8 protein-coding genes and 2 pseudogenes are annotated in these 8358 nt (G+C 70.9%); 6 read left to right on the top strand and 4 right to left on the bottom strand.

Features of this window, described 5'->3' with window-relative positions:
* Positions 1-1143: pseudogene (locus tag G6R24_RS15550) on the bottom strand (hypothetical protein); the annotation flags it as partial.
* Complete coding sequence (locus G6R24_RS15555) at positions 1140-2096, bottom strand: serine/threonine-protein kinase (RefSeq protein WP_163549969.1); 957 nt, start codon at positions 2094-2096, stop codon at positions 1140-1142. The gene G6R24_RS15555 and the pseudogene G6R24_RS15550, both read right to left, overlap by 4 nt.
* 514 nt (positions 2097-2610) lie before the next feature.
* Between G6R24_RS15555 and G6R24_RS15560 the strand changes: the two genes are divergently transcribed.
* The 4 genes from G6R24_RS15560 to G6R24_RS15575 all read left to right on the top strand — a co-directional run bounded on the left by G6R24_RS15560 (position 2611) and on the right by G6R24_RS15575 (position 5431).
* The gene (locus tag G6R24_RS15560; RefSeq protein ID WP_225438583.1) at positions 2611-3693 is read left to right on the top strand and encodes an ATP-binding cassette domain-containing protein; all 1083 of its coding nucleotides are present in this window, start codon (positions 2611-2613) and stop codon (positions 3691-3693) included.
* A 5-nt stretch (positions 3694-3698) separates the two neighbouring features.
* On the top strand, positions 3699-4538 hold the full coding sequence (locus G6R24_RS15565; protein WP_163549971.1) for an ABC transporter permease: 840 nt from the start codon (positions 3699-3701) through the stop codon (positions 4536-4538).
* Between the two features lie 124 nt (positions 4539-4662).
* Positions 4663-5178 carry a mycothiol transferase gene (locus tag G6R24_RS15570; protein WP_163549972.1) on the top strand — a complete coding sequence of 172 codons (516 nt, stop codon included), beginning with the start codon at positions 4663-4665 and terminating at the stop codon, positions 5176-5178.
* Positions 5179-5185: 7 nt separating this feature from the next.
* Positions 5186-5431, top strand: coding sequence for a hypothetical protein (locus G6R24_RS15575; RefSeq protein WP_163549973.1), 246 nt, complete (start codon positions 5186-5188; stop codon positions 5429-5431).
* Positions 5432-5478: 47 nt separating this feature from the next.
* On the opposite strand, the gene G6R24_RS15580 is transcribed toward G6R24_RS15575, so the two are convergent.
* Complete coding sequence (locus G6R24_RS15580; RefSeq protein WP_225438584.1) at positions 5479-5856, bottom strand: SsgA family sporulation/cell division regulator; 378 nt, start codon at positions 5854-5856, stop codon at positions 5479-5481.
* A 249-nt stretch (positions 5857-6105) separates the two neighbouring features.
* Positions 6106-7041: a DUF3710 domain-containing protein gene (locus G6R24_RS15585; RefSeq protein ID WP_163549975.1), complete on the bottom strand. Its 936-nt coding sequence runs from the start codon at positions 7039-7041 to the stop codon at positions 6106-6108.
* A 207-nt stretch (positions 7042-7248) separates the two neighbouring features.
* Between G6R24_RS15585 and G6R24_RS15590 the strand changes: the two genes are divergently transcribed.
* Positions 7249-8142 (top strand): mechanosensitive ion channel family protein, encoded by an 894-nt coding sequence (locus tag G6R24_RS15590; RefSeq protein ID WP_225438585.1) that lies wholly within the window; start codon positions 7249-7251, stop codon positions 8140-8142.
* Between the two features lie 10 nt (positions 8143-8152).
* Positions 8153-8358 (top strand): annotated as a pseudogene (locus tag G6R24_RS15595) (hypothetical protein); the annotation flags it as partial.

Raw genomic sequence — 8358 nt, forward strand, 5'->3', positions numbered from 1 at the left:
GTCGACCGACGTGTCGAGCAGGGCCCGGGTTCTGGCCGCGGACAGCAGGATCGCCTCGTTCTCCCCGTTCTGCGCGGCGGCGAGCCGCGTGCGCGCCGACCCGGGCAGCGCCTTCCACAGCCGCATGGACAGTTCGATGCGCACCGGTGCGCGCTGCGCGAGGTCGAAGACGTCGCGGGCCTTCTCCCAGGCCCGCATCAGTTCGTTGACGGCCTTCGGTTCCGCCTCCACCAGGCGCAGCAGCGTGGTGCGCCCCAGCCGCTCGGCCAGCACGGAGACGGTGAACTGTCGGGTGATCCGGTTCGCGCCGGACGTGTCGCCGCTGGCCACGCCGATCTGGTCGAAGGTGCCGTCGGCCCGCACCACCAGCGGAACGAGGTCGGTGGTACCGCCGCCGCAGTCGACGATGACGAACCGGGAACCCGGCCGGTGCCGGGGTGCACCCAGCCCGGCGACCTGGGCCGGGCCGACCGGGCCGAAGCCGCCGGCGCGGGCCTCACTGGCCATGCAGTACAGCGCGGCCACCTCCGGTTCGAGCACGATCGACAGCCGGTGCGCCTCGGCGGGGAAGCCCGCCGCCTCGGCGGTCCGGCGCATGACCTGCCGGTCGAAGTCACTCCAGATCGCGGGCACGCTGAGATACCAGGTGATCGGCAGGTCGCCGTACCCTGCCCGCTGGATGTGCTGACGGGCGACGATGTAGAGCTCGTGCAGGTAGGCGGCGATGAGGTGTTCGGTCGACCGACCGGTCTCGTTGCGACCACCCTCGGCCTGGCTCGGGCTGCTCCCCTGCCCACTGCCAGCACGCCCACCCAGGCCGCCACCTGGCCCCACACCCGATCCCAGCCGCGGATCCGGACCCGGCACCGGGCGTGACCCGGCACCCGGTGCCATGCCCGGACCGGCGGCGCCCGGACCGTCACCGGAGGCCAGCCGCATCTTGAAGTCGACGGCGAAGCCGCCGGCCCGGTCACCCCCGTCGGTGTAGCGGTTGAGCGCCTCGTAGCACCAGGCCAGGGTCTCTCCCCGGCCGTCCAGCAGAATCGCGCTACGGTTCTTGGAATATCCGGAATCGGCACCCGGCCACTGGTCATTGCAGTTGATGTCATGGCTCGGGATATACCCGCCGGTCAGATTCGTCAACGCCCACGCATACCCGGATCCGAAAGTGCCGAAATCAACGGCGGCGACAATCGACGGCGCTGCTCCGTGCACCTACATCCCCATTCTGCGAAGAATTTCCTGTTCCAGGATGAGCTCACGTTCCGTGTGTGCTGGCGGTTCACCACCGTGGCCGGCCGACGGCTCGTCCAGCCCGGCGCCCAGTACCGCACCGCCGTTGAGCACCCGGACGAGGTCGGCCGCGGACGGTCGCATCGTCGGCGACTTGTGCAGGGCACTCTCGACCACATCCCGCAGCGGCGTTTCGAGCCCGCGCAGGTCCGGAGCCTGACCGAGCGTGCGGTACCGGCGAAGGCGACGGTGGCTCCCCAGGCGAAGATGTCGACCTTCGCCGTCGCGGGTCTGGAGTCCAGGATCTCGGGGGCGATGTACCCGAGGGTGCCGACGAAGGTCGAGTTCCGGTCCGGTTCGTGGGGGCTGTCCGCGACCCGGGCCACGCCGAAGTCGATGACACGGGGGCCCATCGACGACAGGATGACGTTCTCCGGGTTGAGGTCACGGTGGATCAGCCCGACCTGGTGCATCGCCTGCAGCGCAGTGGCCAGCACGAAGGCGAGCTGGTCGAGTTCGGAGCCGACGATCGGCTGGCCGTGGCGAATCCGATCACGTAGCGTCTGACCCTTGACGTACTCGGTCACCAGGTAGGGCGAACCGCCGTCGATGTTGAAGTCGAGTACCTGGGCGGTGTGCTGGCGGGCGATGCGCCGCGCATTGGCCGCCTCCTCACGAAAACGCCGTAGGTACTCGGCGTTGGCGGCGAGATCATCTTTGATCATCTTGATGGCCACCGGCCGGCCCGCCGGATCACGCCCCAGATAGACCCGGCCCATGCCGCCCTGACCGAGCAGGCCGTCGACCCGGTACGGCCTCCGCCGCGGATCCTTCGGGCCAAGCCCGTACCAGCCGCCGCTCATGACGGCCTCGTACCGACACCAACAACGGCACCGACAGCGGCACCGACAGCGGCTTCGGCCCGGAGACCGGGAAACGCATCGACCCGTGCGCCGAGCCTGGCCGGAGCCGGCGAGCTCGCTGATCCGGCGAAGCTCCGCCAACGGTATGCCAGCGGGTATGGAGACGTTCGGCACTGGTGGAACACGGGCCCCCCGATCCGTGTCCGAAACGCGGAAGAACAGCAGTTTTCTCGGGAACTATAGCATCCTCGCGCATCGACCCAGGAATGCCGGCGGAGGCTTATGGAACCAGCCGCGAGACCGGGAACCGGCCGGAACGAGTCGCCACCCGTGGGAAGCCGGCGGAATCCACCGGGAAGCCGCCGCCCCACGTCCGACACGTGCGGGCGTGGGGCATGACGTGCGGGCGTGGGGCGTGCCCTGGCAGCGAGCTGTCAGGGCATCATCTCCGCTGGCAGCGGGACGCGGCGCGCGATCGTCAAAACTGTCGGTGGTGGCGGGCATGCTGGCGGGCATGACGGTTCGAGACGAACACACGATCCCCGCGATCGTCGCTGACGGCCTGGTCAAGCGGTATGGCGAGACCACGGCGCTGGCCGGAGTCGATCTGGAGGTGCCGGCCGGCACCGTCTTCGGCCTGCTGGGGCCGAACGGCGCGGGCAAGACGACGGCGGTGCGGGTGCTCGCCACCCTGATCAGCCCGGATGCCGGCACCGCGCTCATCGGCGGGTACGACGTGCGCCACGACAGCCACCGGGTGCGCCGGCTGATCGGGCTGACCGGGCAGTACGCGTCGGTCGACGAGATGCTCACCGGCTCCGAGAACCTGCTGATGATCGGCCGACTGCTCGGGCTGTCCCGCCCGCAGGCCAGGCAGCGGGCCCGTGAGCTGCTCGCCGAGTTCCGGCTGTCCGACTCGGCCGACCGGCCGGCGAAGACCTACTCCGGCGGGATGCGCCGGCGCCTCGACCTGGCCGCGAGCCTGGTCGGGCGGCCCCGGCTGCTCTTCCTCGACGAGCCGACCACGGGGCTCGATCCGCGCAGCCGCAACGAGATGTGGGAGGTGGTGCGCGACCTCGTCGGCGTGCACGGGGTCACGGTGCTGCTGACCACGCAGTATCTGGAGGAGGCCGATCAGCTCGCCGACGACATCGCGGTGTTCGACCACGGCCGGATCATCGCCCAGGGCTCACCGGAGGAGCTCAAGCGGCAGACCGGTGCGCAGACCCTGGCGGTGCGCCCGGCCACAGAGACCGATCTGGCGCTGGTCGTGTCCACCGTCGCCGCCGTGGTCGGCGCCGACCCGGAGGTCACCGGCACCCTGGTCAGCGCCCGGGTCACCGATCCGGCCGCACTGCCCGCGGTGGTACGCCGCCTCGATGACGCCGGTGTCACCGTCGGTGAGATCACTCTGCGCAGTTCCAGTCTGGACGAGGTCTTCCTCGCCCTCACCGGTCATCCCGCCGACGAGGAGGCCGCCGCGAACGGTGGCCACCCCGCGGCGGCCACCGGGGGCCCGTCCGAGGACGACGCCCACTCGAGCACCCACGACGATGACGACCCCGCCGCGCGGATTCCCGCGGCGACCAGGAGCTGACCGCCATGTCCACGCTGACCGCCGCGCTGCCCGAGTCGTCCACCCACCGGGAGGTCTGGCCCGATCCCGGCCCGGCCCGGGTCGGCCCGTTGGAGACGCTGCGCCACGTGCGCACGCTGGCCTGGCGCAACCTCGTCCAGGTCAAGCACAATCCGATGGAGCTGATCGACTTCAGCGTCCAGCCGCTGATGTTCCTGCTGCTGTTCACCTACGTGTTCGGTGGTGCGATCGCCGGGTCGACCAGCGACTACCTGACGTTCGCGCTGCCCGGCCTGATCGTCCAGAACACGCTGTTCACCACGCTGAACACCGGCACCGGTCTGAACACCGACCTCACCAAGGGCGTGTTCGACCGGTTGCGGTCTTTGCCTATCGCGCGGTCGGCGCCGCTGGCCGGCCGCATCCTCGCCGACCTCGCCAAGCAGGTGTGGGCCATCGGCATCCTGCTCGGCCTCGGCTACATCTTGGGCTTCCGGATCGAGACCGGGCCCCTGCAGGCCGTGGCCGCGGTCGGGCTGGTGGTGCTGTTCGCGCTGTGCGCGTCGTGGATCGCGGTGCTGGTCGGGATGCTGGTCTCCGAGCCGGAGAAGGTGATGGTCTTCGGCTTCACGCTGATCTTCCCGCTCACGTTCGTCAGCAACGTGTTCGTCCAGACCAGCACGATGCCCGGCTGGTTGCAGGCGGTCGTCAAGGTCAACCCGGTGACGTCGCTGGCCGACGCGACCCGCGGGCTGTTCGTCGGCGGCCCGGTGCTGAATCCCACCTGGCATGTGCTGGTGTGGGGCGTGGTTCTGGTCTCGGTGTTCGCGCCGCTGGCGGTGCGCGCGTTCCGACGGCGGGTCTGACGGCCGGCGACGGTGGTGGCCGGGGCATCGACGCGATGATGCACACCCGTGGACGCCCGGTCGACGCCTAAGATCGACACCGGTACCGCCGGTGCCGTAACGATCACGGGAGGGAGTCCGCGTGATGAACGGTTCCGATCTGCTGGCCGACGCGTTCGGGCGCGTGCGCGACGAGGTTCGCGATGCCGTCGCCGGGCTGAGCGGTCTGACCCTCGGCGTTCGCGTCGACGGCTCGGCGAACTCGATCGCCTGGCTGATCTGGCATCTCACCCGGGTGCAGGACGACCACATCGCCGAGGTCGCCGGTCTCGACCAGGTCTGGACCGCCCAGGGTTTCGCCGACCGGTTCGGTCTGGAGCTCGACACCGCCTCCATCGGCTACGGGCACACGTCCGCGCAGGTGGACGCGGTCCAGGTCGATGATCCCGATCTGCTCGTGGCCTACCACGAGGCCGTCCACGACCAGACCGTCGCCTACCTCGCCACCCTCACCGAGTCCGACTTCGACCGGATCGTCGACCGGCGCTGGGAACCGCCGGTCACCCTCGGCGTCCGCCTGATCAGTGTCGTCGCGGACGACCTTCAGCACGTCGGTCAGGCCGCCCTGCTGCGCGGCGTCCTCGAACGCCGGGGAGCCTGAGCCCACCATGGCCCGCCGCTACGTCACCCGTGACGGTCGGCCCGTCGACCTGGACCTCTGCGAACCCGCCGCCGTACTGCACCGCGCCTACGTCGCCCCACTGACCATCGAGACCATCATGCGTGACGCCGGCATCGCCCATCCCCCGCCCATTCCCCCCTGGCCCGCGGTCACCACCGACGGAGACGTCGAACTCGCCGATCATGCTGAGGACGGAAACCATCCGGACAATCCGGATGCCTCCGACCAGTAGGTCGGATCGTCGGTGGGATCGAGGCGTGGGGTCAGGGCTGGCGGGAGTCAGGGGTTGGGGGTGCGCCAGAGAGCGCGCAGCTCGGCGTCCCAGTCGACGGAGTCACTCTCGCGGCCGCTGGGAACCTGGGCCTCGATCTCGGCGAGGAAACGGGTGACCACGGAGCGGGGCAACTCCAGGTCGGCCCGTCCGGACGGACTGGACAGCGAGACGGTCACCACCGCGCGTCCGTGCGAGCGGTTCGGACGAATCCGCACGTCACCGGTGCCGGCGCGGCTCTGGGTGCCGTCCGCGAGCAGGGAACGCGCGAAGATCCAGGTGATCGACTCGCGGGCGGGGCGCAGGATGAGCTCGACCGCGAACGGGTCGGCCGGGTCGTAGCGCAGGGTACCCGCGACGGCCGCTCGGGCCCCATCTTCCGTCACGAAATCGGCACAGAGGTCGCGCACCACGACATGCGCGGGCGTCGAGCTGTGACGGAGCATTCGCTGCCTCCCAACACGATCGGAACCGACCCTGTCAGCATCGCTGCCGTGACGGCTTCGTCGCACTCCCCGTGGGACCCGAGTCCACAGGCGGAACAACCCTCCGGCCACGGGCCGGTCGGCCACGCGAGCGTGCCGCGGCGGCGTCCGGCGCAGGTCGCAGGTGCGGACGGGTGGGACGCGGGTGGCTCAGGCCCAGGTGTACAGGTCGCGCGTGAGGTAGGGACCGAGGTTGGTGGCCTCCGGCGGGGTGCTCTCCCGAGCCACCCCGACGATCGCGCCGTTGGGCCGCACCCGACCCAGCTGATCATCGAGCTCGTGGTGCTGGCCGGTCTCGGGACGCTGCTCGCCCGCCCGCCACTCGCCGGACGCGCCCACCGTGGTCAGCGGCAGGGCGCCGCCGCTGGGGACAGCCCGGCCGCCCCGAAGCACGATCACCTGGCGGAGCACCTCGGAGATCATGCGTTCCACATCGGCGGACGGGCCAGGACCGGTCACGAGATCACCGGTGAGGCTGCCGGCGGCCGGGACGCCCGAGGTGGCTGGGACGGCCGGGACGGCCGGGAGAGGGATGGTGAGGGTGGCGCGCAGGAGCCAGCGTGGCCCGTCGAACCCGAGCACCCGGACGAGCCGGCGTTCGCCGCCGGTGCCGGCGAGAAGGCGCAGTTCGGGGCCGCAGGGGCCGGCCGTCTCCTGGACCGGGCCGGCCGCGGCGTCGGCGGGCAGGCCGGCGAGGGCGAGGATGGCCCGCGAAGAGATGCTCAGCTGCGCGCGCAGGGCGCCCCACAGCGGATGCGACCGGGGTGCGGCGAACGCGGCGAGGACGAGTTCGATCTGGCCGAGCCCGACGACCGCGACGGTCTCCCGCTCACCGCGGGCGGTGCGCCGACCGGACACGCCGACCGTCGAACCGGGCCGCACCGGGACGACGAGCGAGCCGAGATCGACCCGCGGCCATCCGTCGTTCGGGGCCTCGGCGAGGTCGTAGGGGCCGGTCGGGGTGCCGAGCCCGAAGCCGGACCCGGGCGCGGATGCGGGCCCGTGCTCGGGCTCGGGCCTCTCCGGGCGTGGCCGCGCGTGGGAGGTGCGTACCTGCCGAGATGATGCCCATCTACCTGGCCGCATGTGCGTGCACCCCCTCGCCGTCCGCACTCCCATGGTGTGGGTTCGAGGCCCCCCTGTCGACCACCGCGTCGGATCGGTGACAGTGGGCCGGTGGATGTTCGGGGTCGGGGGCACCTCCGCCGGGTACCCGCCGATCGGACAGCGGGTAGGTTCGGGTGAGTGAGCGGAGTTCGACCCCACCTGCCGGGGCACGCGATCATCCAGGCGGTGACGGAGCCAACCGTCACCGCGACGGCACCGCTGAGCGACATCACCGACTGGGCCCGGGGTAGTGGCCTCGAGATCGTCATGCTGCTGACCGGGGCAGTGCTGCTCACTCGACTGGCCACCTGGATCGGCAACCGGGTCACCAGCCGGATCGACGTGCAGTCCACCCAGGACCGGGTGGTGCGCACCGAGGCGGCCAAGCATCGCCACGCCGTCGCCCAGGTGATCACCTGGGTGGCACTGGTCCTCGTCTACAGTCTGACGGCGGTGCTCGTCCTGCAACGGTTCGGCGTGCCGGTGACCGGTTTCGTCGCGCCCGCGACGCTCGTGGGTGTGGCCCTGGGTCTGGGCGCGCAGCGCGTCGTGCAGGACATGCTCGCCGGGTTCTTCCTGATCGCCGAGCGACAGTACGGCTTCGGCGATCTGGTTCGGCTCTACGTCTCCGGTGGCCCGGGGACGGGTTCCCTGGGCACCGTCGAGGAGGTCACGCTGCGCATCACCCGGCTGCGGACGTCCAGCGGTGAGGTCGTCACCACGCCGAACGGGCAGATCGTCCAGGTGATCAACCTGTCCCGGGACTGGGCCCGCGCCGTGATCGACGTCCCGATCCCCGCGACGGCGGACGTCACGACCGTCAGTGACCTGCTCAACCGGGTCGGCGTCGAGGCCTACACCGACGAGGTGCTCCACGACCTGCTGCTGGACGCCCCGTCCGTGATGGGCGTGGAAAGCCTGGACCTCGACGAGTACCGCATCCGCGTCGTCGCCCGTACCCAGCCCGGCCGCCAGTTCGAAGTCGGACGGACCCTGCGGGCCCGCATCTCCACCGCCCTCAAACGGGAGGGCATCACCGTCTCCGCCGACCTCGACACGGCCACGCCCTCCGCCACGTGAGGATGCCATCATGACCCCGCCCGCCGGCGAACGCGTGATCCGTTTCGCCCAGTCGATCCACATGCGACGCTCCACCGCCGCACTGATCGTCTTCCTCCTCGCCACCGCCGCCGCGTACCTGGTGGTCCGCCCGATCCCGGCTCATGTCGCGCAGGCCCGCGCGGTCGCCAGCACGACCGCCGCCACCGACGAGGGCACGACGACGACCACCACCAC

This window comes from Candidatus Frankia nodulisporulans, assembly GCF_902806475.1.
GTDB classification, from domain to species: domain Bacteria; phylum Actinomycetota; class Actinomycetes; order Frankiales; family Frankiaceae; genus Frankia; species Frankia umida.

Excerpts from the sequence above, each read along its gene's own strand:
- G6R24_RS15560 (WP_225438583.1), top strand. The coding sequence starts at position 2,611 with ATGACGGTTCGAGACGAACACACGATCCCCGCGATCGTCGCTGACGGC.
- G6R24_RS15565 (WP_163549971.1), top strand. The coding sequence starts at position 3,699 with ATGTCCACGCTGACCGCCGCGCTGCCCGAGTCGTCCACCCACCGGGAG.
- G6R24_RS15555 (WP_163549969.1), bottom strand. The coding sequence starts at position 2,096 with ATGAGCGGCGGCTGGTACGGGCTTGGCCCGAAGGATCCGCGGCGGAGG.
- G6R24_RS15570 (WP_163549972.1), top strand. The coding sequence starts at position 4,663 with ATGAACGGTTCCGATCTGCTGGCCGACGCGTTCGGGCGCGTGCGCGAC.
- G6R24_RS15585 (WP_163549975.1), bottom strand. The coding sequence starts at position 7,041 with ATGCGGCCAGGTAGATGGGCATCATCTCGGCAGGTACGCACCTCCCAC.
- G6R24_RS15575 (WP_163549973.1), top strand. The coding sequence starts at position 5,186 with ATGGCCCGCCGCTACGTCACCCGTGACGGTCGGCCCGTCGACCTGGAC.